23 protein-coding genes are annotated in these 23,311 nt (G+C 64.0%); 7 read left to right on the plus strand and 16 right to left on the minus strand.

Annotation, left to right across the window (positions count from 1 at the left end; genetic code table 11):
* On the plus strand, positions 1-477 hold the full coding sequence (locus tag OIT41_RS02320) for a MarR family winged helix-turn-helix transcriptional regulator (RefSeq protein WP_264637328.1): 477 nt from the start codon (positions 1-3) through the stop codon (positions 475-477).
* On the opposite strand, the gene OIT41_RS02325 is transcribed toward OIT41_RS02320, so the two are convergent.
* The 10 genes from OIT41_RS02325 to OIT41_RS02370 form a co-directional block, all read right to left on the minus strand.
* On the minus strand, positions 474-710 hold the full coding sequence (locus tag OIT41_RS02325) for a hypothetical protein (protein WP_078106653.1): 237 nt from the start codon (positions 708-710) through the stop codon (positions 474-476). The two genes, OIT41_RS02320 and OIT41_RS02325, sit on opposite strands and share 4 nt — an antisense overlap.
* 198 nt (positions 711-908) lie before the next feature.
* The gene (locus OIT41_RS02330) at positions 909-1,709 is read right to left on the minus strand and encodes an SRPBCC family protein (RefSeq protein ID WP_264637329.1); all 801 of its coding nucleotides are present in this window, start codon (positions 1,707-1,709) and stop codon (positions 909-911) included.
* A 23-nt stretch (positions 1,710-1,732) separates the two neighbouring features.
* The gene (locus tag OIT41_RS02335; RefSeq protein WP_241709654.1) at positions 1,733-2,587 is read right to left on the minus strand and encodes an FAD binding domain-containing protein; all 855 of its coding nucleotides are present in this window, start codon (positions 2,585-2,587) and stop codon (positions 1,733-1,735) included.
* Positions 2,584-4,953 carry a xanthine dehydrogenase family protein molybdopterin-binding subunit gene (locus OIT41_RS02340; RefSeq protein ID WP_264637330.1) on the minus strand — a complete coding sequence of 790 codons (2,370 nt, stop codon included), beginning with the start codon at positions 4,951-4,953 and terminating at the stop codon, positions 2,584-2,586. Before OIT41_RS02340 ends, OIT41_RS02335 begins: the two co-directional genes overlap by 4 nt.
* Entirely contained in the window at positions 4,950-5,480 is a 531-nt protein-coding gene (locus OIT41_RS02345) for a (2Fe-2S)-binding protein (RefSeq protein WP_264637331.1), read from the minus strand. The genes OIT41_RS02340 and OIT41_RS02345 overlap by 4 nt, the downstream gene beginning before the upstream one ends.
* Positions 5,481-5,571: 91 nt before the next feature.
* Entirely contained in the window at positions 5,572-6,738 is a 1,167-nt protein-coding gene (locus OIT41_RS02350) for an XdhC family protein (protein WP_264637332.1), read from the minus strand.
* On the minus strand, positions 6,731-7,888 hold the full coding sequence (locus OIT41_RS02355) for a vWA domain-containing protein (RefSeq protein ID WP_264637333.1): 1,158 nt from the start codon (positions 7,886-7,888) through the stop codon (positions 6,731-6,733). Before OIT41_RS02355 ends, OIT41_RS02350 begins: the two co-directional genes overlap by 8 nt.
* A 4-nt stretch (positions 7,889-7,892) precedes the next feature.
* Positions 7,893-8,789 (minus strand): AAA family ATPase, encoded by an 897-nt coding sequence (locus OIT41_RS02360; protein ID WP_078106646.1) that lies wholly within the window; start codon positions 8,787-8,789, stop codon positions 7,893-7,895.
* Positions 8,790-8,831: 42 nt separating this feature from the next.
* Positions 8,832-9,872: a GTP 3',8-cyclase MoaA gene (gene moaA / locus OIT41_RS02365; RefSeq protein WP_078106645.1), complete on the minus strand. Its 1,041-nt coding sequence runs from the start codon at positions 9,870-9,872 to the stop codon at positions 8,832-8,834.
* Positions 9,873-9,984: 112 nt separating this feature from the next.
* Entirely contained in the window at positions 9,985-10,671 is a 687-nt protein-coding gene (locus OIT41_RS02370; protein WP_078106644.1) for a DUF2848 domain-containing protein, read from the minus strand.
* A gap of 147 nt (positions 10,672-10,818) precedes the next feature.
* On the opposite strand from OIT41_RS02370, the gene OIT41_RS02375 reads away from it, so the two are divergent.
* Positions 10,819-12,210 (plus strand): MFS transporter, encoded by a 1,392-nt coding sequence (locus OIT41_RS02375; protein ID WP_241709662.1) that lies wholly within the window; start codon positions 10,819-10,821, stop codon positions 12,208-12,210.
* Positions 12,211-12,267: 57 nt separating this feature from the next.
* On the opposite strand, the gene OIT41_RS02380 is transcribed toward OIT41_RS02375, so the two are convergent.
* Positions 12,268-12,924: a GntR family transcriptional regulator gene (locus OIT41_RS02380; RefSeq protein ID WP_264637334.1), complete on the minus strand. Its 657-nt coding sequence runs from the start codon at positions 12,922-12,924 to the stop codon at positions 12,268-12,270.
* A gap of 32 nt (positions 12,925-12,956) precedes the next feature.
* Between OIT41_RS02380 and OIT41_RS02385 the strand changes: the two genes are divergently transcribed.
* A complete protein-coding gene (locus OIT41_RS02385) occupies positions 12,957-13,751 on the plus strand; it encodes a carbon-nitrogen hydrolase family protein (RefSeq protein WP_264637335.1) in 795 nt (264 codons plus the stop codon).
* Here the strand turns inward: OIT41_RS02385 and OIT41_RS02390 are convergent.
* The 4 genes from OIT41_RS02390 to OIT41_RS02405 all read right to left on the minus strand — a co-directional run bounded on the left by OIT41_RS02390 (position 13,748) and on the right by OIT41_RS02405 (position 16,412).
* A complete protein-coding gene (locus OIT41_RS02390) occupies positions 13,748-14,290 on the minus strand; it encodes a DUF2087 domain-containing protein (protein ID WP_264637336.1) in 543 nt (180 codons plus the stop codon). The genes OIT41_RS02385 and OIT41_RS02390 overlap by 4 nt on opposite strands.
* A 351-nt stretch (positions 14,291-14,641) precedes the next feature.
* The gene (locus OIT41_RS02395; protein WP_264637337.1) at positions 14,642-15,199 is read right to left on the minus strand and encodes a dihydrofolate reductase family protein; all 558 of its coding nucleotides are present in this window, start codon (positions 15,197-15,199) and stop codon (positions 14,642-14,644) included.
* A gap of 461 nt (positions 15,200-15,660) precedes the next feature.
* Positions 15,661-16,095 carry a hypothetical protein gene (locus tag OIT41_RS02400; protein ID WP_264637338.1) on the minus strand — a complete coding sequence of 145 codons (435 nt, stop codon included), beginning with the start codon at positions 16,093-16,095 and terminating at the stop codon, positions 15,661-15,663.
* 167 nt (positions 16,096-16,262) lie between these two features.
* Entirely contained in the window at positions 16,263-16,412 is a 150-nt protein-coding gene (locus OIT41_RS02405) for a hypothetical protein (protein WP_264637339.1), read from the minus strand.
* Between the two features lie 839 nt (positions 16,413-17,251).
* On the opposite strand from OIT41_RS02405, the gene OIT41_RS02410 reads away from it, so the two are divergent.
* Both OIT41_RS02410 and OIT41_RS02415 read left to right on the plus strand, forming a co-directional pair.
* Positions 17,252-17,626, plus strand: coding sequence for a hypothetical protein (locus OIT41_RS02410; RefSeq protein WP_264637340.1), 375 nt, complete (start codon positions 17,252-17,254; stop codon positions 17,624-17,626).
* A gap of 102 nt (positions 17,627-17,728) precedes the next feature.
* Complete coding sequence (locus OIT41_RS02415) at positions 17,729-18,262, plus strand: ankyrin repeat domain-containing protein (RefSeq protein ID WP_264637341.1); 534 nt, start codon at positions 17,729-17,731, stop codon at positions 18,260-18,262.
* Positions 18,263-18,949: 687 nt separating this feature from the next.
* Here the strand turns inward: OIT41_RS02415 and OIT41_RS02420 are convergent.
* Positions 18,950-20,097, minus strand: a protein-coding gene (locus OIT41_RS02420; protein WP_241711096.1) for an IS3 family transposase whose coding sequence is annotated in 2 segments (ribosomal slippage) — positions 18,950-19,824 and positions 19,824-20,097 — 1,149 coding nt in all. Because the reading frame shifts where the segments join, the coding sequence is not laid out codon by codon here.
* A gap of 86 nt (positions 20,098-20,183) precedes the next feature.
* Between OIT41_RS02420 and OIT41_RS02425 the strand changes: the two genes are divergently transcribed.
* The gene (locus OIT41_RS02425) at positions 20,184-21,257 is read left to right on the plus strand and encodes a hypothetical protein (RefSeq protein ID WP_264637342.1); all 1,074 of its coding nucleotides are present in this window, start codon (positions 20,184-20,186) and stop codon (positions 21,255-21,257) included.
* Positions 21,258-21,957: 700 nt separating this feature from the next.
* Positions 21,958-23,268, plus strand: a complete 1,311-nt coding sequence (locus OIT41_RS02430; RefSeq protein WP_264637343.1) for an ISL3 family transposase — start codon at positions 21,958-21,960, stop codon at positions 23,266-23,268.
* The last annotated feature ends 43 nt before the right edge of the window (positions 23,269-23,311 follow it).

The following is a 23,311-nucleotide window of genomic DNA, read 5'->3' on the forward strand; positions in this document are numbered from 1 at the left end:
ATGCCGGACATTGAGCGTTGGCCCACCGGACGGTTGCTTTCGACAGCGGCCCGGCTGGTGGAGCACGCTTGGGACGAAAATCTCAGGGAGATCGGCCTCACCCACGCCGGTGTCATCGCCCTCGAGGTTCTTGCCGTCACGGGCCCCATCACTCAGACCGCTCTAGCGCAGATCGTCCGGGTGCAGGCCCAGACCATGGGGCAGACCCTCAGCAGGCTCGAAACCCACGGCCACATCAGCAGGCGTCGAAGTCCCGAGGACCGCAGGGTGCACGTCGTTTCGCTGACCGACGTCGGCAAGGAAGCGCTCGAGCGGGCGGTCGAGTCGGAGCAACAGGTCCTCGCCCAAGTGTCCATCGATACGTCGATGTTCAGGCAGGAATTGAAGGTACTCGTGCGCGAGCTTGCCGGCCGGCAAGCACCTGGGGGAGGAGACAACGCGAGCGCCCCTCTTGCCGCCGCAGCACGGGAAGACTAATCCGAGGAAACGTCGACGGCGGATCGCTCACTGCGCCCAGGTCCCAGACCGCGCGCAGCCAGCTCATCCAAGACCGCGTCGTACCATGACTTGACCCCGAACTCAGGCTTCCCGACGTCGAGCAACCTGAAGAGCGCGTCAGCCAAGAAGTTGAGCTCCGCGACGGACAACTTCGCAAGCCCCTCGACTGGGTCCAGCTCGCCTTCCAAGCATGAGCTGAGCAGCGCGTTCACAGCTCGGCTCCAAGCTTCGGAGCGGCTACGCGAAAAGAGTTGGCAGAGAGGTGAGGCGGGCGGGTCATGGGGTCACTCCAGGGAAGAATTCCGAGGGCCAGCTGCATAACCCACCTTGATGATATCGACGCCGTGAGGCGCGCGGCAAGAGCGCCGCGCCGCCCGTAAACCACCCTCCACACGGCTTGGATGGCGTGTTCAATCCATCCCGTATCGCCGGACAAGCCAGACCACCAGGGCCAGGACAGCGGCGGCGCAAAGCACAGGGCCGAAACGGCGCACGAGTACCGGCCACACGGCCGAGCCCAGGTTCAATTCCGACGACGACGCGAACGGCGCAGACGGAGGTGCGGGGGCAGCCGCGGCCGCTGAAACAGGCGCCGCCGGAGGCCCGGCCGTCGGTGTTGCGGGAACCCCGGCGGCGCGCTCGCCCACCGGTGCAGCAGGCCCGGCCGCAGCCAGCCCGGCTTCGGGCTCCGCGACCTCGTCCCCAGCCGCCCCAGGCTCCGCCGATGCCGCAGCGTTTCCGGCGTCGGGCCCCGTATCGCTAGGAGCCCCGCCGCCCGCCTTCCCGATCACGCACTGGACAAACTGCTCCAGCAACTTGTCCGAGATGTCCTGGATGACGCCCCGGCCGAATTGGGCCGGTTTGCCGGTGACGTTCATGTCGGTAGTCACGTCGACGGCGGTGCCGTCGCCGTCGGGCGTCAGCACTGCCGTCACCGTGGCGCCCGCTGTGCCGTTGCCGCGCTTGTCCTTGCCCGTGGCCGAAATGACCACCGTATGCGTCTCCTGGTTGCGCTCGAGGAATTCACCGGTGCCGGTGTAGATCATGGCGATCGGGCCGAGCTTGACCTTGACCGTTCCGGTGAACTGCTCGCCGCTCACGGACGTGAGGGTCGCCCCCGGGAAACAGGGTGCGATGTCTTCCAGTTGGTTGAAGGAATGCCAGGTGTCCTCCAGCGAACTGGGAACCACGAAGTGATGTTTGAGTTCCATGTCTCCCTCCCGCCCGTGTTCCGTTAGAGTCCGGCGGCCGCGATGACGGCCCGTTTGGTGAGGACCTCCGCCAGGTGGCGGCGGTAGGCCGCGTCTCCATTGAGGTCGCTGGCGGGATCGCTCCCTTCGGCGGCGTGCGCGCTCGCGGTGGCGATCGCTTCCGCTGTCAGCGGGGCGCCCGCGAGGGCCTGTTCGACGGCGGTCGCCCGCAACGGCGTGCTGGCCATGTTGGTCAGGCCGATCCTGGCCTCGGCGATGGTGCCGCCTTCCACCCGGACCATCGCGGCCACGGCGACGATGGACCATTGCTGGGCCACCCTGGTGAACTTCTCATAGTGCGAACCCCAACCGGTGTACTTCGGCACCCGAATATGGGTGAGGATCTCGCCGTCGTCGACGGCGGTGGTGAAGTATCCCTGGAAGAAGTCCGCCGCTGCCACCCGGCGTTCCCCGTTGGGGCCTGCCAGGATGAACGTCGCGTCCGCGGCCAGCACCGGCGCGGGCATGTCGCCCGCCGGGTCGGCATGGACGAGGGCGCCGCCGAACGTGCCGCGGTGGCGGACCTGGGGATCCGCGACCGTGGCCGCGGCCTGGGCCAGCAACGGCACGTGCTCGACTATGAGCGGGTCGGTGGCGATCTGGTGGTGCGTCGTCATGGCTCCGATCAGCAGTGCATCGCCGTCGTCGCGGACACCGGACAACTCGCCGATCCGGCCCAAGTCGACCACCATCGCGGGGTCGGCAAGGCGCAGTTTCATCACGGGGATCAGGCTTTGGCCACCGGCCAGCACCTTCACGTCGTCACCGGCGTCGGCCAACACGCCCAACGCCTCCGCTACCGTAGTGGGCGCGGCGTAATCGAATGCGCTCGGAATCATTGCACACCTCCGGTGGTCTTGGCTTCTTCGAGGGCGGCCCACACGCGCGACGGCGTACACGGCATCTTGATGTCCTTCACCCCGAGGTGCCGCACCGCGTCCAGCACACCGTTGACAATGGCGGGCGTTGAGGCGATGGTTCCCGCTTCGCCGACTCCCTTGGCCCCCAACTGGTTGGTGGTGGACGGCGTCTCGGTGCGCGCCGTCGTGAAATGCGGCAGATCCGGGGCACCAGGCACCAAGTAGTCCACAAACGAGCCCGTGACGAGGGTCCCGGCGTCGTCATGAACGGCCTCCTCGTAGAGGGCCTGCGCGATTCCCTGTGCCAAGCCACCGTGGACCTGACCCTCCACGATCAGCGGGTTGACCACCACTCCGACGTCGTCCACGCAGACGTACTTTCGGATGGTGACCTGCCCGGTTTCGGTGTCCACCTCCATCGCGGCCAGGTGGGTGCCGTGCGGGAAGGAGAAGCTCTGCGGGTCGAAAGTGGCATCCGAATCCAGATTGGGCTCAAACCCTTCTGGCAGGTTGTGCGCGGAGAAGGCGGCGAAGGCGACTTCACCGAACGCCGTGGACTGGTCGGTGCCCTTGACGCTGAACTTGCCGTCTGTGAACTCGATGTCCTCTTCGCTGGCCTCCATCAGGTGCGCTGCCAGGACCTTGGCCTTCTCGATCACCTTGTCCGCCGCGGCCAGCACAGCCATGCCACCGACAGTCAGTGAGCGGGAGCCGTAAGTGTCCAGGCCCCGCTGCGAGACCTGGGTATCGCCATGCAGCACCTCGATATTTTCGAACGGCACGCCGAGCCTGTCCGCCACGAGCTGGCTCCACGCGGTTTCGTGGCCCTGGCCGTGCGGGGAGGTGCCGGTAACCACCTCGACGTTGCCTGTGGGGAGCACCCGCACCTGGGCATGCTCCCAGCCGCCGGCGGCGTAACTGAGCGCGCCAAGTACCCGGGACGGAGCCAGACCGCACATTTCGGTGAACGTGGAGATGCCGATGCCGAGCTGGACCGGATCGTTGGCCTCGCGGCGCCGTACTTGCTCGGCACGGAGCTCGTCATAGCCAAAGAGCTCCACGGCCTTCGCGGTGGCCGCCTCGTAATTGCCGCTGTCGTATTCGAGTCCGGTGACTGTGGTGAAGGGGAATTCCTCGTTGTTGATCCAGTTCTTCTTCCGCACTTCCAGGGGATCCATGCCCAGTTCGACGGCGAGTTCATCCATCAAGCGCTCGATCGCAAAAGTGGCTTCCGGCCGGCCTGCGCCGCGGTAGGCGCCCGTCCACGCCTTGTTGGTGAAGAGGTTGTTGCATTCCAGACGGTAGGCCGGGAACTTGTAGATGGCGTTGTACATGAACGCGCCCAGGATCGGGACTCCCGAGCCGATAATGCCCAGGTAGGCGCCCATATCCGCCAGCAACTGGATGTCCAGCCCGGTGACCATCCCGTCCTTCGTGGCCGCGAGCTTAACCTTCTGTACCTGGGCCCGGCCGTGGTGTCCGGACTGCAGGGACTCGCTGCGGGTTTCGGTGTATTTGCACGGCTTGCCGACCCGCCGGGCTGCCATGAGCGTGATGAACTCTTCCGGGATCACTGTCAGCTTTCCGCCGAAACCGCCGCCCACATCCGGGGCGATCACACGGAGCTTGCTTTCCGGGAGGCCCAGAGTCAAGGCCAGAATCAGCCGCAGGATGTGGGGTATCTGCGTGGACGACCACATGGTGATTTGCTCACTCGTCGGGTCAACCACGATCGAGCGCGGTTCCATGAAGGCCGGGATGAGGCGCTGCTGATAAAAGGTGCGTTCGATGAGGACTTCGGCGTTCGCCAATGCTTCGGCGATCGGCTTGCCTGTGCCGGCTTCGCCCGAGTCAAAAACCCACGTCGCCGAGAGATTGGAGTCCAAGTTGGAGTGGGCCAGCACCTTGTCAGTGAACGCCTCCTCCAGATCCAGGACCACCGGCAGTTCGTCGTAGCTGACGTCCACGAGTTCGACGGCGTCGCGCGCCGCGGCGGCGCTGCGGGCAACGATGCAGGCCACTACCTCGCCGGCAAAGGCCACCTCGTCGACGGCGATCGATGGGAAAGCGGGCGCCTTCTGCTCGGCGGTGACGGGCCAGACGTTGGGCAGGCTGCCCTGTTCAGCGGCCACATCCGCTCCGGTAAGCACGGTGACGACGCCGGGTGAAGACTTCGCTGCGGAGGTGTCGATCGAGGTGATCTTGGCGTGGGCGAACGGGCTGCGGACCATGGCCAAATGAAGCATGCCGGGCAGCGTCATGTTGTCGGTGTACCTCGAGCGTCCGGTGATGAGGTGGGCATCTTCCTTGCGGAGGCGGGCCCTGCCGACTTCGGTGATGGTCATGCCACACCTGCCGTTTCCGCTTCATCGCTGTCAGCGGATACTGTGCCGTCTGCCGAAACCGTGCCGTCAGCCGCGGCCTGCACCGCGGCAACAATGTTCTGGTACCCGGTGCACCGGCAGAGGTTCCCCTCGAGGCCGTCCCGGATTTCCTGTTCGGTGGGGTGCGGGCTTTCGGCGAGGAGGGATGCCGATTGCATGATCATGCCTGGCGTGCAGAAGCCGCATTGCAGCGCATGGCATTCGTGGAAGGCTTGCTGCAGAGGGGCGAGTTTTCCGTCCCGGGCCAGGCCTTCGATGGTGGTGACGCTGTGGCCGTCTGCCTGAACCGCGAACATGGTGCAGGATTTGACGCTGACTCCGTCCAGATGGACGGTGCAGGCGCCGCAGTTGGTAGTGTCGCAGCCGATCAATGTGCCGGTCTTGCCAAGCCGTTCGCGCAGGTACTGGACCAGCAGCAATCGTGGCTCGACATCGTCTATGTAGCTCACATCATCGACTTCGACGGTGATCGTCTTGGAACTCGCCATGGGGATCTCCTGTCGCGTTGGACGACGGGCACGACTGCTCGGCATCCAGTCCTGATGTGACACAGGTTACTCCTCGGAGAACGCGAATGCCCTAGCCCGGCTTGAGTTCGTACCCTGCATCCTCGTGGTCCGCTTCAACCGTGGGTTCGTGGTGGATCCGGGCCTCCATGGTGCTCAATCGTCCGCCGCCGCCACCCCAGTGCAACGCAATGATTTCGGCGGCGATGGAGACGGCCGTTTCTTCGGGGGTGCGGGATCCCAAGTCCAGGCCGATCGGGCTGGAGAGCCTGGCCAATTCGGCCTCGCTCAAGCCGGCTTCGCGCAGCCGTTCCAGCCGGTCGTGGTGCGTGCGCCGGGATCCCATCGCGCCCACGTAGGCCACGTTGTGGCGCAGTGCCAGCTCCAGGAGCGGAACGTCGAATTTTGGATCATGGGTCAGCACGCAGATCACCGTGCGTTCATCCATTTGGCCGGCAGCGATCTGCGCCTGCAGGTAGCGGTGCGGCCATTCCACCACTACTTCGTCGGCCTGCGGGAACCGGGCAGCCGTTGCGAAAACCGCGCGGGCGTCGCAGACCGTGACCCGATAGCCCAGGAAAGTGCCTTGTTTCGCGACGGCGGCAGCGAAGTCGATCGCACCGAACACCAGCATCCGCGGCTGCGGGGCGAAACTGAGGGCGAAAACGCGCATGCCCTCGCCGCGGCGCTGCCCGTCCGGTCCGTACATGAGGGTGGCGTTGCGGCCTGCGGCCAGCAGGCCCTGGACATCGTCGGATACCGCGTGGTCGGCACGCTCGCTGCCGAGGGAGCCGACGAACCCTTCCGGGCGGACCACCAAATGGCGGCCCAGCCACGCCGGATCGGGGTGTTCGATCACGGTGACGATGGCAACCGGGCGGCCTGCACCGACGTCGTCCGCTACTTGCGGCAATTCCGGGAAGAGCTCAGTGGAAAGCGGTTCCACAAAAATATCCAGGATCCCGCCGCAGGTGAGGCCGACCTCGAACGCGGCGTCGTCACTGATGCCGTAGCGCTGCAGCACCGGCTTGCCGGACTCGACCACCTTGGTGGCCAGTTCGTAGAGCGCTCCTTCGACGCACCCACCGGACACCGAGCCCACCGCACTGCCGTCGGCGTCGACCATCATGGCGGCTCCGGCCGGCCGCGGTGCGGAGCGGAAGGTGCGCACCACCGTTCCGAGTCCTACTGTGTGGCCGGCCGCCATGGCTGCGACCAGATCGTCCAAGACTTCACGCATTGGCAACCACGTCCAACAACTCCTCGAAACTCTGCATTGAGTGCCCCCCTATAAAGAAGTCAACGTGCGGCAGGACCGCCCTGATTCCCCGCTGCAGCGGCTGATATCCCGCTTTGCCGCGGTGCGGATTGGACCAAATGATCCGCCGCGCCAGATGGTGCAGCCGTTCGACCTGCCGTCCCAGCAGTGCGGGGTCGCCCCGCTCCCAGCCATCGCTGGCAATCACGACGACGGCGCCGCGCACCATCACGCGCTGCCCCCAGCGGTCGTTGAACGCCCCCAGCACCTCTCCAAGCCGTGTCCCCCCGGACCAATCGGGGACGGCGCGGCCAGCGAGGGCCAAGGCATTGTCCGGGTCGGGAACCCGCAGTGCGCCCGTCACGCGGGTCAGTCGGGTACCGAGCGTAAACACCTCGACTTGGCGCGGGGCGGCTTCCACGACCCGGTGGGCCAAACGCAACAGGCTGTCCGCGTAAGGCGCCATCGATCCCGAGACGTCGATCAACCAGACCATCCGGCGGGGTTTACGCGGAGCCCGGGCACGGCGCAGCGGTCCGGGTTCCCCGCCGCGGCGCAGTTGGTCGCGCAGGGTCCGCACGCGGTCCACGTCGCCGTGCCGGTCGAGGTGCTTGCGCCTGGTCTGGCGGGTGGGCAGGCGTACCGGTAGTTCCTCGAACATCCGGCGCAGCAGGCCCCGCTCGGCGTCGTCCAGGACGGCGACATCGCGGTGCCGCAGCAGCTCACGGCGGCTGGCGAGCGCCCGCAACTGTTCGCGCCTACCTTCCGGCCCGCCGTCGTCGTTGTCCAAAGACGCGGCGCTGACGGCCGTCGCGGAGTTTTCCCGGCGCTCGGCGGCGGAATGTTCCACGGCGAACCAGGCCTCAAACGTCCGCTGGTAGGCGGGCAGGTCCTCCGGCGAGGCGCACAAGGTGGCGCGGCCCGCCCAGAAGACGTCCGAACGGCGATCCAGGGCGAGCCTGCCGACGGCGTCGACGAAGCTGAGCGAGCGGTCCGCGGTCACTTTCACGCCGGCCGCACGCACGGCGGCAGCAAAGGCCAACAGGATCTCTTCGGCGCTGTGGCCCGTGCCCGTGTCTGGGCTGTGGCCTGGGCTGTGCCCTCCCGGGGTGATCTGTCCTGCCGGCGGCATGCGCTCAGCCGAGCATCCGGGCCAAGGCCGCCGAGACCCGCTCGGTGTCCTCGCGGTACTTGCACAGCGCGCCGATGCTGGCCGCCGCCGAGGCCAAGTCCAACTCCGCACGGCCGAGCTGGTGCAGCGCGCGGGCCCAGTCCAGGGTCTCGGCAACGCCCGGAGGCTTGAGCACGTCGTCGGTGACCCGGATCTGCTGGACCGCGCGAACCACCTGCTCGGCAAGGAGCTCGGGCACCTGGGGGAGCCGGGTCCGCACAATCTCCACTTCGCGGGCCAGCCCTGGGTGGTCGATCCAGTGGTACAGGCAGCGGCGTTTGAGCGCATCGTGCAGGTCCCGGGTCCGGTTGGAGGTGAGCACCACGATCGGCGGGGTGTCGGCCTTGACGGTGCCGAACTCGGGGATGGAGACCTGGTAGGTGGAGAGCACCTCCAGCAGGAACGCCTCGAACTCGTCGTCGGCCCGGTCGATTTCATCGATGAGCAGCACGGCCGGGCTTTGCTGCAGCGCCTTCAGGATGGGGCGGGCCAGCAGGAACCGTTTGTCGTACAGCGAACTTTCCAGTTCGGCCACGCTCAGCCGCGTGCCCATTCCCGAGCCGCCGCTGGCCTCCACGCTGCGCAGATGCAGGATCTGGGCAGTGAAGTCCCAGTCATACAGCGCTTGCGACGCGTCGATTCCCTCATAGCACTGCAAACGGATCAGCGGCAGCCCGAACCCTTCCGCCAGCGCTTCGGCTAGGGAGGTCTTGCCGGTGCCCGGTTCGCCTTCCAGCAGCAGCGGCCGTTCCATGCTCAGGGCGAGGTAGCCGATGGTGGCCAGGCCGTCGTCGGCGAGGTAGCCGGTGGCGGCCAGCATTTCGGCCAGCGCTGTCGCGGAGCTGATCGACGTCTGCGTCATGGCACCAGCATAGGGTCACCGGCAGGGCTCCGGCCCGCTCGGCTACCCGCCGATGTACGACATCTCGATCTTGTGTGCCGCTGCGGGGTCTTTAGGCGTGTGCGAACTGCGCAGTTCCGAGTAGCGGTCAGTGCGGCCGCCCCACAGTGCGGACAACGCCGTCGAAAGCTCGACGTCGGACGCGCCGTCTCTCAGGAGTGCCCTCAGGTCCGTCCCGGCTGTGGCGAAGAGGCATGTGAACAGCTTCCCGTCGGCCGAGAGCCGGGCCCGGGTGCAGCCGCGGCAAAAGGCTTGGGTCACGCTGGAAATGACACCGATTTCGCCGCTGCCGTCCGCGTAGCGCCAGCGATCCGAGGTCTCGCCGGGGTAGTTCGGCGCCACGGGCTCCAGCGGGAACTCCGCGCCGATGCGGGCCAGGATCTCGGCGGAGGGGACCACTTGATCCATTTTCCAGCCATTGGACGCACCCACGTCCATGTACTCGATGAACCGCAGGATGAACCCGGACCCCTTGAAGTGGCGAGCCATGGGAAGGATGTCCTGGTCATTCGTCCCGCGCTTGACCACCATGTTGATCTTCACCGGCCCGAGTCCCGCGGCCTGGGCAACCTCCGCGGCGTGCAGGACCCTGGCCACGGGATAGCCGACGTCGTTCATGGCCTGGAAGGTCTCCTCCCGGAGGGAGTCCAGCGAGACCGTCACCCGGTTCAGCCCGGCATCCTTGAGGGCTTGCGCCTTCTGAGCGAGGACTGAGCCGTTCGTGGTCATGGCCAGGTCCGGTGCCAGCCCGTCGGGAGTGCGCAGCCGGGCCAGCATCCGGACCAGTTCCTCGATGTCCTTCCGCAGCAGGGGTTCCCCGCCGGTCAGCCGGATCTTCCGCACCCCGTGCCCTACCGCGATCGACGCCAGCCTGGTGATTTCCTCAAACGTCAGCAGCTGGTCCCGGGGCATGAAAACGAAGTCGCGCCCGAAGATCTCCTTGGGCATGCAGTAGACGCAGCGGAAATTGCACCGGTCCGTGACGGAAATCCGCAGGTCCCGCAGGGGCCGGTGGAAGGTGTCGGTGATGGAATTGGCGTCCATGCAGCGCCCTCTCAACGCGGTAGTAGTGCCAACCGCTTGTGCCTCTCCCAGCGTAAGCCCGGCCCCCGGCGCCCACAATGGAGATTCGGGTAGGACGACGGCGGAACCGGACTCAGCCGATGGGCTCCGCCATCTTCTCCACAACATACTGGGCGTCCACCGAGGTGCCGGTCACCGGGTCCGTCATTTCCACCTTCCAGCTGCGGGCAAACTGGTCGACCCCTTGTTTCATCGCAACCGTTCCTGAAATGAGGACCGTGCCCGGCTGGTTCAGCCCACGCTCCGCCAGGACCCCCAGCCAGTAGTCGGGGCTGAGGAGCGCCTCGAGCGAACTGTCCTGGATCAGGGTGTCCGGAGTTTCGCCGTCGCCTACCCAGCCCTTGAGCGTGATGTTGTCCAAATGGTCGCGGACGTCATCCAGGCGCCAGGCTTTGCGACCCAACACGTCCGGGCTGGCGTTCTTGCTCCATGCCACGCCATGGACTTCGAGTTCGCGGTCCGTATGATCGCACGCCACTGTCAGGAGCACGTCCTCCTCCGTGATCACGAGCGCCCATTCCGCTTCGCCCGAGGTCCTGCCGTGCTGCACGCGGACTTCGGAAACCTGCTGCGCCAGGTATGGCGACACGGGGTACAGTGCCGGCGTGGTTGCGGGACCGGGAACGCCGAGTTCGGCCAGCTCGGCGATGTGGGCTTGCACTTCTTCCTGTTCGCGCCCTGCGTAGCCGGCGTTCAGGAGGTGCTTGACCTGGACATTCCGTGTGGTGCCATCGGGAAGTTCAAAGCTCAGAGTCGTCATTTTCTGTCCATCCTTTGCGTGTCCTGCTGGAGAAATTTTTCAAACCGGAAACCGGAAACAGTCGCCAATGTACAACCAGTATGCGTAATGTATACATTTAACGCCAGTGTGGCAGGCGTCACCGTAAACTTCTCGTGGAGGAAACCCATGGCCAACGTTCCAGTTCCGGCTTCCGGCGCAGCGCCGCGTCCGGGAAAGCCGATGCATCCCAAAGGCCTGTACAAGGCCTTTGCCGCAAGTCTCACCGGCACCGCGCTCGAGTGGTACGACTTTGCCGTCTACTCCGCCGCGGCCGCCGTCGTGTTCCCCCTTGTCTTTTTTCCGTCATCGGACCCCTTGACCGGGACCATCCTGGCGTTCTCGACCTACGCCGTGGGCTACGTGTCCCGACCGGTGGGTGGCATCATTTTCGGCCGGCTTGGTGACCGCATCGGCCGTAAGAAAGTCCTGGTGACGACGCTGATGATCATCGGCGTTGCCACGGTGCTGATCGGGGCGCTACCGGGCTATGGAAGCATCGGGATTTCGGCCCCGATCATCCTTGTGTTGCTGCGCTTCGCCCAGGGCGTGGGCGTCGGCGGCGAATGGGGCGGCGCAGTGCTGCTCTCCAGCGAATACGGCGATCCCCAGCGGCGCGGCTTCTGGGCTTCGGCGGCCCAGGTCGGACCGCCGGCCGGCAACCTCCTGGCCAACGGCATCCTGGCCGTCCTGACCGTTACCCTCAGCGAAGCGCAGTTCATCAGCTTCGGCTGGCGCATCGCCTTCCTGGTCTCGGCCGTGCTGGTGGGCTTCGGTCTCTGGATTCGGCTCAAGCTTGAAGACACCCCGATTTTCAAGGCCATCGAGGCGCACGGTGAGCAGTCCAACGCTCCGGTCCGCGAAGTCTTCAGCAAGGAACTCCGGCCGCTCGTCGCTGCCACCCTGTGCCGGGTGGGCCCGGACGTGCTGTACGCCTTGTTCACAGTCTTCACCCTGAGCTACGGAATCCAGACGCTTGGCTATGACCGCAGCCAGGTCCTCACCGCCGTGTTGATCGGCTCCGCATTCCAGCTCTTCATGATCCCGCTGGCGGGTGCCGTCTCCGACCGCTTCAACCGGCGCCTCGTCTACGGCATCGCGGCAGTGATCGGAGCCGTGTGGACTTTCGTCTTCTTCGGCATCCTGGGCGGGCACAGCGAGCCGCTGCTGATCGTGGGAATTGTCCTGGGCCTCATGGCGCACTCCTTCATGTACGGACCGCAGGCCGCCTTCATCGTGGAACAGTTCTCCCCGAGGCTTCGGTCCACGGGAAGTTCGCTGGCCTATACCTTCGCCGGCGTGATCGGGGGCGCCATCGCACCCTTGATGTTCACACTCTTGCTGTCCCAGTTCGGCACCTGGATTCCGGTTGCCATCTATGTGGCCGTGGCCGCCGTCGTCACCGTCGTGGGATTGGCGCTCGGCCGGGACTCCGACACTGTGGAGGATGAGGACTACCGCCTGCTGCTCGAAGGATCTGCGGCGGCAAGCCAGCCGTCCGCGGCCGCTGAAACCCGCTGACCCTCGGGAGAAGTCGTGAGCATCTCGGCAAGCTGCGCTGGGCAGCCAGAAACTGCCTTAAGTCCGGAGCAGGATGTCCCGGGTCACCGCAAGGTGATGGTCAATCGCTTTCTGCGCCTTCGCCGCGTCGCCGGACATCAGGGCGTCGAGAATGCCCTGGTGTTCGGCGCACACCTGCTCGCGCCGGCCTCCGGTACGGAACAGCGCGGAGACGCCTACCAGGATCTGCCGGACGTGGAGCTTGCTGTACGTCCGGGAGATCAGCTCGTTGCCCGCCGCGTCGATGAGCTGCTGGTGGAACAGCGTGTCCAGGCGGATAAACTCGCGGGCCGCTTCCGGGCTCAGTTCCTCGGGAAGCTTGGCCTGCTGGTCAAGGGTTTCCTGCATCGTCCCGGCGGGGATCCGGCCTTGCTCGATGACCAGCCGGGCAGCGTGGCTTTCAAGGATCCCGCGCAATTCCATCAATTCGGACATTTCCCGGCCGGTCACCGGGGGAACGTAGGCCCCGCGCTGGGGAATCAATTCCACCAAGCCGTCCGAGACGAGCAGCAGGAGCGCCTCACGCACCGGCGTACGCGAGACGCCGATTTCCGCGGCCAGTTCCTGCTCGTTCAGGAACTTCCCCTGGACTTCGGGGTCGATCAGGATATTTTCACGCAGGTACGCGTATGCCTTCTCGCGGCCGGACGCCGCAGTCCCCGAACTTTTTCGCATACATCATGTATACAACAATTTGGAGTAAATTCATGCGTTTAGCCGTGGCACAAATCATCACGGGAGCCGATCCGGCTGCCAACCTGGAACTGATCCGAGAATACGCCACCCGCGCCAAAGCCGCCGGAGCCGAACTCGTGGTCTTCCCCGAAGCGGCGATGCGCGCCTTCGGCAACAGCCTGGCGGACATCGCCGAACCGTTGGACGGACCATGGGCCACAGCGGTCCGCGGCCTTGCGCGGGAGCTGGACATCGCCGTCGTGGTGGGAATGTTCACTCCGGGCGAGGGCGGCCGGGTCCGGAACACCCTGTTGGTCACCGGCCCAGGGGTGGACACGTCCTATGACAAGATCCACCTCTTTGACGCATTCGGCTTCGCGGAGTCCGATTCGGTCGACGCCGGGACGTCGCCCGTAACCTTCGAACTCAACGGCACCGTGTTCGGCCTTGCCACGTGTTACGACGTTCGATTCCCAGCCCTCTTCACCGCCAACGCCCGGGCAGGAGCGCAGGTCAACATCGTCTGCGCCTCGTGGGGCGCCGGCGAGGGCAAGGCCGAGCAGTGGGAGCTGCTGGTGCGGGCCCGCGCAGTGGACAGCACCACCTTCGTGGTGGCGTGCGGCCAAGGCAATCCCGCCAGTGTCGGCCTGCCTGCCACCGGCACGGCGCCCACAGGCATTGGGCACAGTGCTGTGATCTCGCCGTTGGGTACCGTGATGGTGACCCTCGGCGAAATGCCGGAACTCGCCGTCGTCGACGTCGATCCGATTGTTGTGGAGGGAGTCCGGGGCAAGCTTCCGGTCCTGGCGAATGCCCGGGAACTTTAGGGGCCGCCGTCGGCGACTTCTTTGAGGGCCAGCCAGTAGGCCGATCCGTCGGGCATGCGGCTCACGATGCCGGCGTCCACGAGGTAACGCCGGAGCATGGGCACGTCTCCAGTGAACCGGGCGAGGCGTTCGTTGAGCTCCCGTTCCGCCATGCGCTCGCCGGTGTCCAGGATGCGCGTCGCTACCCATGCGAGGAGCCTGAGGCGGTCTGCCTCCCGCGCAGGATAGCGGTCGATGCGGCCATCCGCAGTCAAGAAGCGCTCGACGCCGGACGGGCTGGGTGCAGACGAGAGGCCCGCCAGCGCGTCCCGGAAGGCGTGCTCGCGGATGCGGTAGCGGACACCGCCTTCGGTCTCGACCGCCTCGACCAGCCCCGCCTGGTTCAGGAGCGTGAGCGCCCGTTCGAGTTTTGCCGGCGAGAGCGAGCTGCCCGGGGTTCCGCCGACGCTGATCTCCGCGAAGACTCTCCGGGCTTGGGTGTTTGCCAGCGCCGCGAGGAGGCGCCGCGCATCCGGCGTCGTCGATGATTCGCTCGCCATTGGCCCAGCATAGGCACAAATGGACGCCGGGCGGATGGGGCAGGAGGCTACGCTGAATAACTGCCAGGGCGATGTCCTGCGGAGGTCTTCCCAGCCGATCTAAGGAGCTCCCTAACGTGGACCTTACTTTAACGCTATTTGTACCGGTGATCTTTTTGGCAATATTCCTCTATTGCCTATATGGAGTTATTTACCGCGCGGTAAAGAATGCCATCAAAGATGCCTGGCGCGACCGGGACGATGAAGCTGTTTCCGGACTCGGTTCCCGCGGAAGCGACACATAGCCTCAGGTCAGGGCGGTGCCGTCCTGACCCTCCTTCGTTCCGGAATGCGCTTACGACGCGGCCACCCTCAAGCAGCCCGTCGATAGTGCAAGGCGACCGCGCCGTTGCTGAGCGGCTCCGCCGAGATCATATCGAGGCGACGGGTGCTAGGCAGTCCGCCCTGGTACAGGGTGGGGCCGTGGCCGGCAATCCTGGGATGGACAAGGAACTTGTACTCGTCGATCAGATCCAGCTGGTCCAGCTCTGTCGCAAGTTTGCCGCTGCCGACGAGCACCCCGCCGGGAGTCGCATCCTTGAGATCCTGCACCGCCGTGCGCAGGTCGCCGACCACGTGGTGGCTGTTGGTCCACGGGAAGTCGCTTCGCGTCGACGACACAACGTACTTCGGCTTGGCCTCCAGTTTGAGCGCCCACTCGCGCATCGCAGGCGGCGCGTCCTCGTCGCCGCGGGCGACCGCCGGCCAGTAGCTCTCCATCATCTCGTAGGTGGTGCGGCCCCAGAGCATTGCACCCCCCTCGTCCATGAGGCGGGTGAAGTAGGCGTGCGTCTCGTCGTCGGCGATGCCTTCCTGGTGGTCGACGCAACCATCCAGGGTGACGTTGATGCTGAAGGTTAGGAGACCCATGCGACGATTCTAGGCCGCCCACTTACCGATGCCTCAACTATCACTGCCTTGCCACGGAGGCTGCGTTCGTCGGAATCGCCAGTGTGCGCTGGGAATAGTCATCATCTCCCGTCATGCCGGGAGATGCGCGCAGGCGATCAGCTCCCCGCTCGACGAGCGGCGGGAGTAGCTCAGTCGACGAAAGCTTCTGTCCCAGAAACTGCGGAATCAAGGGGGTGCGCATTGGCCTTCGGTCTATTTCATGCCACGATGTAGCGCCTGTTGCGTGTAAACGCAAGCAGGTTCGTAAGGATGCTGTCGACCTTCTGGGGGTACTGTCGCTGGACTTCCGGCAGTGTCGTCCGGTCAAGCCTTGGGTGGCCCAGGGACGCACATTAGTTGTTAAGGCAACGCCGTTTCTCTCGCCAAACCCAATGCTTGGCGATCGCTGTCCAGGCAACGTTGGTTATGAATTGAATAGATCAGCCGGAAGTCCCCGCTGTTCCGTCAGCATGGCCGCCTCGTAGTTCGAGCTCCTCTATGAATTGTTCGAACAGCTCAAACTCTTTAGCCTCAATTAGAGCCAGAGCCTCTACGACCTCATCTGACTTAAGATCCCCCGCAATTGCATCTACGCGGGCCCGGGCGGTCCACTTTTCGTCTTGAACCGAAGCCTTGACAGCATGCTCAATAAAGCCCTGCATGGCTTCGGGCTCAACGTCTACCAAACGAAGCAACCTGTCTTGTGGAAGTACTAGGTAGGCATCTCCTACCATCCAGTCCCACGACATCGAGTCGTACCCCAAAACGAAGTCTGCGGGACTTCGAACGGCCCAGTAGGGGGATGCAGTTATTTCGCACGGATCAAAGGCAGCAGAGCGGTACCAGCGAGGGGGGCATCTGTGCAGGAAATTCATCAGGCGAGACTAAATATGAGACCTCTTGGCCGCGGCCGCCAACCGCCCAGAGCCTGTAAGGTGCCTCGAAGGCGAGACCATGAATCTCACCGTCTTCAAGCCCCGCGGCGACACAACCCTCGAAGGTTTTGGTCAGGATCTTCATGCTTCTCCTACGCAGTTTGAGTTCACCATTTGAACTTGAAATCATCGGCAAGCTTCCTGGCAACATCTCTCACAAAGTGGATGTTGATTCTCTCACCATTGTAAAGATTGAAAATTCGTTCAACCTTTTGCCATGCGCCATCGGCGTATCGTGGATCGCCGAGTTTATCCATGATTACTTTTCCTTTGGATGGATCTGATCGTACATCTTCCATGGCGAGTTTCTCTCCGAGAGTACGAGGTTCCTTACGGCCTGTGGACGCACGGTTGGCCTCGCTCCAGGGACCATCATCTTCCGGATCGGGAGGTTACCACCGCGGCCATAATCGAACCACTCTGGCTTTGTCCTCTCGCGCACCGGATCACGCGTAACAGTGAAAATGCTGATTGCCACGGTAAACAATCAGTTAGCTTCCTAGCTAGAGTGCCCGCTACCCGTAGGGACAATCCAACCGAATGGAGCGGAAGGCCGAATGGATGCCCGGTAAGGGATCGGCTAACGGCACGGCGAACCGTGTGCATCGTGGTCCTCTATGCTTTCGGCATGGGATGTGGGAGGTGAGTGCGGGCCCGGAGCCTTCGCGTGCACTGATGGGGCGCGTGGCGGATCAGGAGCGGGAACTCGCGTGGCTGCTTGAACAGCCGGAATTGGACGTCTGCACGGGCCTGGATCTGGCAGGCTGGCCGGCATCAGTTTGGGTGCTCCACGCCATGTACGAAGATCCTCGACTCCACGACTTGGGGACCTACGAGGACCTGAAGCTGCGCCGACACACCGCTGGCGCCGAGCCGGCGATGATCGGCGACGTCAATATGGACGAAATGACCACCGATGCCGGCATCCCCCTCGGGTGCGCCTCTGACCCCGGCCCCGGCTGGTCACGGTTAACCTGGGCGGATTATCTGGCTAGAGAAGGGCACAGCCTAAATGGCCCCCACCGGACACCCCCGGGATACCGCTGGTTCCCATCCGGCTCTTGGCATCTCCATCCAGCCGCCGCCGGAAGGATCGATGGATCTTGCCAGTTTCGCAGCTCTTATAGGCGCGATCGCCTCCTTCGAAGCGACAGGCAGGGACACGGAGTGCTTCGCTTTCATGGCTGGCTTGCCGACGGGAATGGATCCCCAAGACCTTTATCACCTCTGGAGCGGCCGCTTGGGCACACTTCCGACGCTCCTGGAACGGAATGACTACGACTACCGGTTTACCCCCACGAACTGGTGGTCGGCCGACCGCACCTGGTTCGTCCTAACTGATTACGACCTCCAAGGTACAAAAGTAAGCGGCTCCGAGCGCTTAATAAGTAGGATCCGAAACGATCCCTTCCTCGAGACGATGGACTGGACCGAACCGCCACAGGAGGGCGCTCCCTCTCCCTTCCGGTGAGGGATCCTTTACCGGACGCTCTCGACGCTCTGAACAAAATCTGCCTGAAGGGATTGGGGCGCACCTACGCACGAGAAGCAACTCTTGGTGGATGCTTAGAACATGCCCTCGAAGCCGAGCACCCCACGCACCTTGGGGTTCGCCGTATGGAGCGACAACGTCGCCCTCGCCCGCGAACTGCTGGACGCCGGTGCCCCGGTTGACAATTACGGATCCGACACCGTTGCCGATATGACGCCCTTGATGGAGTCAGTCGACGAGCCTGAGCCCTTCTATGACGCTTCCAGGCTTGTTCTGACACGGCTTCTCCTGTCGTCCGGTGCTGATGTGGCGAGGCGCGACAACACCGGACGCACTGCATTGCACTATGCAGTTGGGGCTGGTGGCATGGCGGTCGAGGTTCTCCTCGCGGCCGGTTCGGATGTGAACGCCGCCGGTGACGGCGGGGCCACACCGCTATACGAAGCGATCGTCCGCGGGAATGTCTCAGCTATCGAAGCTCTCTGCCAGGGCGGCGCCAATCGCAGCGCTCGAGACCACACAGGTCGCACACCCGCCGACTTACTGTCCGAGAACAAGGATGTGTTCACATCTGAGGAACTCGCTGCCGTAAATCTTCTGCTCGAGTCCACCTAGTCTGTGCCCGTAAGCCAGTGAGGATGTAGGTGGCATCATTCACTGGTTCTGACTCAGCGTAAGCCTGACGCGACTTCGTTGTCCTTGGACCGATTGGTCGGCCCAGTGGATGGTGCCAATGCGTGCGAATGGCTCGGTAGGGTGACCCCAAGGAGCGTGCGTACAATGCGCCCATCACTGGCTTGTCCGTCCCACTCGAGCATCGCGTGCCAACTCAATGGATGACGTTGGGGACATGTGAGAACAGTATCCCAACGGGCCCGCGACTAGACGCTACGCGTCACCACGGCGAGGTCGGGGAGCGTTCCTCTGTGGTTATGCGGAATCAGCTGTTTTGCACCATAGACTTCCAAAAGCGAAAACCGTTTCTAGGGGGTAAGTGTGGGAGTCATTGATGACTTCATAAGTGAGTACGAGCGGCAGTTCGACTTTTGGGAGGCGTCGGCGCGCACGGCTCGTGGCCTACTGGAGGCCGAACTTGCCAGCTCCGGCTTGCGCGCAATCGTCACTAGTCGGGCTAAATCGGTTGATCGACTTGTTGATAAGTTGCATGCGCGGGCCCGTCAGGCGCCGTACAAGTCTGTCGCGGAGATCAGCGACGACATCGCTGACCGGGCTGGCGTTCGCGTAGCACTCTACTTCCCCGGACAGATGGATGTGGTTGGGTCCCCGTTAGCAGTCCAGCGTCTATGCGATAGCTAATTGGTTTTCTTGCGTCCAGTTCTCCCAGTACCGATTCGGCGTCATGCCATCCAGGGATCCGTGGGGCCGTTCATGATTGTAGATAGCTTTCCATTCCTCGGCCAAATACCTTGCCTCGGCCATGGTGTCCATGATTTCTCCGGTGAGTTGTTCCCTTCTGAACTGGGCGTTGAACGACTCGATAAAGCCGTTCTGCCACGGTGATCCGGGGTCGATGAACGCGGTATCGACCCCGGCGGTGTTGCACCAGCCGACCAGCGCTGCGGCGGTGAATTCCGGCCCGTTGTCGCAGCGGACGTACGTCGGGGCGGTGCCGGTTTCGGCGATGATGTCCTCCAGCACCGCGATGACGTCGGCGGCCTTGAAGGACCGGCGCGGAATGACTGCCAGCGCCGTGCGCGTGTATTCGTCGATGACATTGAAGAACCGGATGTGTCGGCCGCAGGAGGTCACGTCGGACTGGAAATCGAAGCTGACCACGTGCATCGGGTACTGGGCCGTGAGACGCTTCTGTTCCCCGGCGCCGGGGCCGGTGCGCCTCTTCTTCCTCGCCCTGGGTTTGCACGTGAGCCCTTCGTCACGCCAGAGCCGGCGCACCCGCTTCTTGTTCAGTGCCACACCAGCCCATGCCGGCTGGGCCAGCAGATGCCAGCGGGCCTTCCGCCAGCCCCACGCGGGATGCTTCACGGCCACGGCCCTCAGGTCCGCACGCAGCTGCGCCTCCTCGAATCCCATGTCGGGTTTCTTCTTGCGGAACGCGGACCGGTTCTGGCCCAGAAGCGCGCAGGCGAAGCGTTCGGACGCCCCGAACTTCTCCACCGCCATGCGCACGGCACGGCGGCGCGGTTCGGGGCTCAGAATTTTCCCTTCGCCACCTCATTGAGAATGTCGATGGCCAGTTCCTTCTCCGCCAGCAACCGCTTGAGCCGGGCGTTCTCCTTCTCCAGCTCTCTGGTCCGCCTGGAGGCCTCGGCGTTCTTCTCGGAACCGTACTCCTTCAGCCACCGGTACCAGGTCGCCTCGGTGACCTGGAGCTCCTTGATGACCTCGACCATCGGGCGTCCGTCATTGAGCATCTTCTGGCCCTGCCGGACCTTCGCGATGACCTGCTCGGGGGTGTGTCTGCGTGCCATGATTCGTGAAATTCCTCCTGCGTCCATTCTCGGACACGAAACTCACACAAACACTGGACTCCTACCCGGGGACCCAACCAGATGAAGTGGAGCAAGTAATTCGAACGACACTTGACGTCCAGAAGGATAAGCATTTTCCCTCCAAGAGTGACGCGGATGGTAGGAAGACCGGCGAGTCCGAGCCAGATGTGCCTAGCGGTGACGGCGCGCAGGCAGCTTCGGGAGCCGCGGCGCATCGGCAGCGATTCTCCGGATATGGTGCTCGACACTTCCGGGTCAACATTCCGGAGTCCCGCTTGAGCGCGGGCCAAGAGCGCTACGCTTCGGCACTTATTGAAGTCCAGGTGGCATCCGTTCTCATGCATGCATGGTCTGAAGTCGAGCACGACTTGGTGTACAAGCCGCTGGAAGGCGAACTTTCGGCCTCAGAGTACGCACTTCTTGACCAACTCAATGGTCTAGTCCTCGCCGGAGAGATCGCCCTCGAGCAGCTTCAGCAAGCCGGCGATGCCAGATTAACTGCCGCCGAGACACCGTTTCGAAACCACTACGAACTAGCTGAGTTCCTCCGTACGCGCCTTTCGGCGCTGGGCGTCGACCTTACTGATGCGACTTTGGGTCGCATAGATGTGCTCTTTGACTACCTGGCTGAGCAACGCTCGGCGACTGCCTCGTCAGTGACACCGTATCTTCATCGGCTGGAGCAAGACTTCGAGCGGCGGCCCGTGGCTGCTCAACTCGCGGATCTCATGCTGTCGGGCAACGAAGCGCGCTACAAGGCGTTCCTCAGTGCTATGGCCGCTTCGCGCAATCCGACAAATCGAAAACGCACCACGATTGCAAGTTTAGAAACCGGCTCACCAGGAAAGCTGGCCCTCGGGGAGTTCGTCACTGCATGGGTTTTGTTTGAAAATATGCTGAAGGATGTTGCTGTTTTCGAAGAAGATAGGTTGCCACCGTTATCAACCCTGCTGCGACAACTTCGCGATCGAGGACTGATTTCTCCGAAGCAATTTACGGAATTGGAGGCGATGCGCGAGCTTCGGAATCGAGTAGTCCACAGGGGGGTTGGCGAGGTCCCGCCAGAACTCTTGCGGGACGCGGCGGTGGTTTTGCGCGGGTTGACGAAAGCTATAGAGCGGAAGGGTGGCCCGAGTTAAGTCCTCCGCGCCGGGACAGGAAGAGTCGGCATTGAAGAGTGCCCTTGGCTGTCGCATTCCTCTCTGAAATGATGAACGCGCAGCTGAGAGGGGCGAGGCAATGTCTGATGTGGATCACGAGGCCCGCGCGTCCAGGAAGCAAACCATTCTGCGTATACGGAGGGGAATCCGGGGGGCCAACTTCGGATTACCCTCGACGAGGTTCAGGGACGTAAGACGCCGGAGGCGGTAGTACGACTTGCACAGCTAACGCCCCCAAAGCTGCCGTCACCCTTCGTCACGTTGAGAACTCCTGACTGGAAGCTCCGGACGGATCCGGCGTCACGGAGAGAAATGGCTCTCCACGTGCGCCGTAACATCCTGGCAGCGCAGTTGAGGGTGGCCTTGGACAGGGAACGGGGTAGGGTGACTCCCGAAGCCGTGAAGAGGCTTGCCCACATCGAGCTTCCATCTCTAAGGTGAAGGATCCTGGCGCCGCCGCGGGGACAGGCGCCACGGCTCGCGCGCGTGCATAGGCATCCCGTTCAGGGTGCAGTACGCGAAAAATGCACCAAAAATGCACCACGAAGCTCCTGGGAATGCAGAAAACCGGCTCATCGCATTTGAGGGTGTAGCCGGGGTGGGCGCGTCGGTTCCCGGATAGAGGTCGAGGTCTTCCGATGATGGAAGTTCCTACACTGCCCATCCGGAAGACCTCGACGTGTCCAACGCTACCTTCCTGCCTCCTGACCTGACTACGTTTTGCCGGCTTGATGAGCTTGGGCTCGAAGCTTCCGGGCAGCTTCTCGGGCCCGGCCGGGCCGTGTTGGTATGCCGTGCCGTTGATCCTGACGACTGGTGCCGTTCGTGTGGTGCGCAGGGCATCGCCCGAGGCACGGTCACCCGGCCCCTCGCGCACGAACCATTGGGCTGGCGGCCGACGACGCTGCTGGTGAGGGTCCGGCGCTACAAGTGCACCGGCTGCGGCCGGGTGTGGCGGCAGGACCTCTCCAAAGCGGCCGAGCCGCGGGCGAAGATCTCCCGTCGCGGGCTTCGCTGGGCGCTGGAGGGCATTGTGTGCCAGCACCTGACCGTCGCCCGCGTTGCCGAAGGGCTGGGCGTGTCCTGGCATACCGCGAACAGCGCGATCCTTGCCGAGGGCAAGCGGGTGTTGATCGAGGACCCTGCCCGGTTCAACGGGGTCGCCGTGATAGGCGTCGATGAGCATGTCTGGCGGCACACCCGGCGCGGGGACAAGTACGTCACCGTGATCATTGACCTCACCCCGGTCCGCGACAGGACCGGACCGGCACGGTTACTGGACATGGTCGAGGGCCGCTCCAAACAGGTCTTCAAAGCCTGGCTTGCCGGCCGGCCCAAGGCCTGGCGGGACGGGATCGAGGTCGTGGCGATGGACGGGTTCACCGGGTTCAAGACCGCAGCGGCCGAGGAGCTCCCCGACGCGGTCGAGGTCATGGATCCGTTTCACGTCGTCCGGCTTGCCGGCGATGCCCTGGACAGGTGCCGTCAGCGCGTTCAGCAGCAGAGCATTGGGCACCGCGGGCGGTCCGGTGACCCGCTCTACACCGCCCGCCGGACCCTGCACACCGGGCACGATCTGCTCACCGAGAAGCAGAAGGGCAGGCTGGAGGCTCTGTTCGTTGCGGACAACCATGCCGAGGTCGAAGCGACCTGGGGGATCTACCAGCGCGTCATCGCCGCCTACCGCGAACCCGATGGGACCCGGGGCAAACAGCTCATGCAAGCGTTGATCGGCGCGATCAGCGCCGGTGTTCCCGCTGCGCTGACCGAAGTCATTACGCTGGGCCGTACGCTGAAACGCCGCGCAGGGGACGTGCTCGCATACTTCGACCGGCCCGGCACCAGCAATGGGCCTACAGAAGCACTCAACGGCCGCCTCGAACACCTCCGCGGCTCCGCCCTCGGCTTCCGAAACCTGGCCAACTACGTCGCACGATCACTGCTCGAGACCGGCGGATTCAGACCCCGGCTACACCCTCAAATGCGATGAGCCAGAAAACCCCCGGAATTCCGGGGGTTTTCATTGGCGGTGA

Origin of the sequence: Arthrobacter sp. YA7-1, assembly GCF_025960325.1 — a bacterium.
Classification (GTDB): domain Bacteria; phylum Actinomycetota; class Actinomycetes; order Actinomycetales; family Micrococcaceae; genus Arthrobacter; species Arthrobacter bambusae_A.

Excerpts from the sequence above, each read along its gene's own strand:
- OIT41_RS02320 (WP_264637328.1), top strand. The coding sequence starts at position 1 with ATGCCGGACATTGAGCGTTGGCCCACCGGACGGTTGCTTTCGACAGCG.
- OIT41_RS02330 (WP_264637329.1), bottom strand. The coding sequence starts at position 1,709 with ATGGAACTCAAACATCACTTCGTGGTTCCCAGTTCGCTGGAGGACACC.
- OIT41_RS02335 (WP_241709654.1), bottom strand. The coding sequence starts at position 2,587 with ATGATTCCGAGCGCATTCGATTACGCCGCGCCCACTACGGTAGCGGAG.
- OIT41_RS02340 (WP_264637330.1), bottom strand. The coding sequence starts at position 4,953 with ATGACCATCACCGAAGTCGGCAGGGCCCGCCTCCGCAAGGAAGATGCC.
- OIT41_RS02345 (WP_264637331.1), bottom strand. The coding sequence starts at position 5,480 with ATGGCGAGTTCCAAGACGATCACCGTCGAAGTCGATGATGTGAGCTAC.
- OIT41_RS02350 (WP_264637332.1), bottom strand. The coding sequence starts at position 6,738 with ATGCGTGAAGTCTTGGACGATCTGGTCGCAGCCATGGCGGCCGGCCAC.
- OIT41_RS02355 (WP_264637333.1), bottom strand. The coding sequence starts at position 7,888 with ATGCCGCCGGCAGGACAGATCACCCCGGGAGGGCACAGCCCAGGCCAC.
- OIT41_RS02360 (WP_078106646.1), bottom strand. The coding sequence starts at position 8,789 with ATGACGCAGACGTCGATCAGCTCCGCGACAGCGCTGGCCGAAATGCTG.
- moaA (WP_078106645.1), bottom strand. The coding sequence starts at position 9,872 with ATGGACGCCAATTCCATCACCGACACCTTCCACCGGCCCCTGCGGGAC.
- OIT41_RS02370 (WP_078106644.1), bottom strand. The coding sequence starts at position 10,671 with ATGACGACTCTGAGCTTTGAACTTCCCGATGGCACCACACGGAATGTC.
- OIT41_RS02375 (WP_241709662.1), top strand. The coding sequence starts at position 10,819 with ATGGCCAACGTTCCAGTTCCGGCTTCCGGCGCAGCGCCGCGTCCGGGA.
- OIT41_RS02380 (WP_264637334.1), bottom strand. The coding sequence starts at position 12,924 with ATGCGAAAAAGTTCGGGGACTGCGGCGTCCGGCCGCGAGAAGGCATAC.
- OIT41_RS02385 (WP_264637335.1), top strand. The coding sequence starts at position 12,957 with ATGCGTTTAGCCGTGGCACAAATCATCACGGGAGCCGATCCGGCTGCC.
- OIT41_RS02390 (WP_264637336.1), bottom strand. The coding sequence starts at position 14,290 with ATGGCGAGCGAATCATCGACGACGCCGGATGCGCGGCGCCTCCTCGCG.
- OIT41_RS02395 (WP_264637337.1), bottom strand. The coding sequence starts at position 15,199 with ATGGGTCTCCTAACCTTCAGCATCAACGTCACCCTGGATGGTTGCGTC.
- OIT41_RS02400 (WP_264637338.1), bottom strand. The coding sequence starts at position 16,095 with ATGAATTTCCTGCACAGATGCCCCCCTCGCTGGTACCGCTCTGCTGCC.
- OIT41_RS02405 (WP_264637339.1), bottom strand. The coding sequence starts at position 16,412 with ATGGATAAACTCGGCGATCCACGATACGCCGATGGCGCATGGCAAAAG.
- OIT41_RS02410 (WP_264637340.1), top strand. The coding sequence starts at position 17,252 with ATGGATCTTGCCAGTTTCGCAGCTCTTATAGGCGCGATCGCCTCCTTC.
- OIT41_RS02415 (WP_264637341.1), top strand. The coding sequence starts at position 17,729 with ATGCCCTCGAAGCCGAGCACCCCACGCACCTTGGGGTTCGCCGTATGG.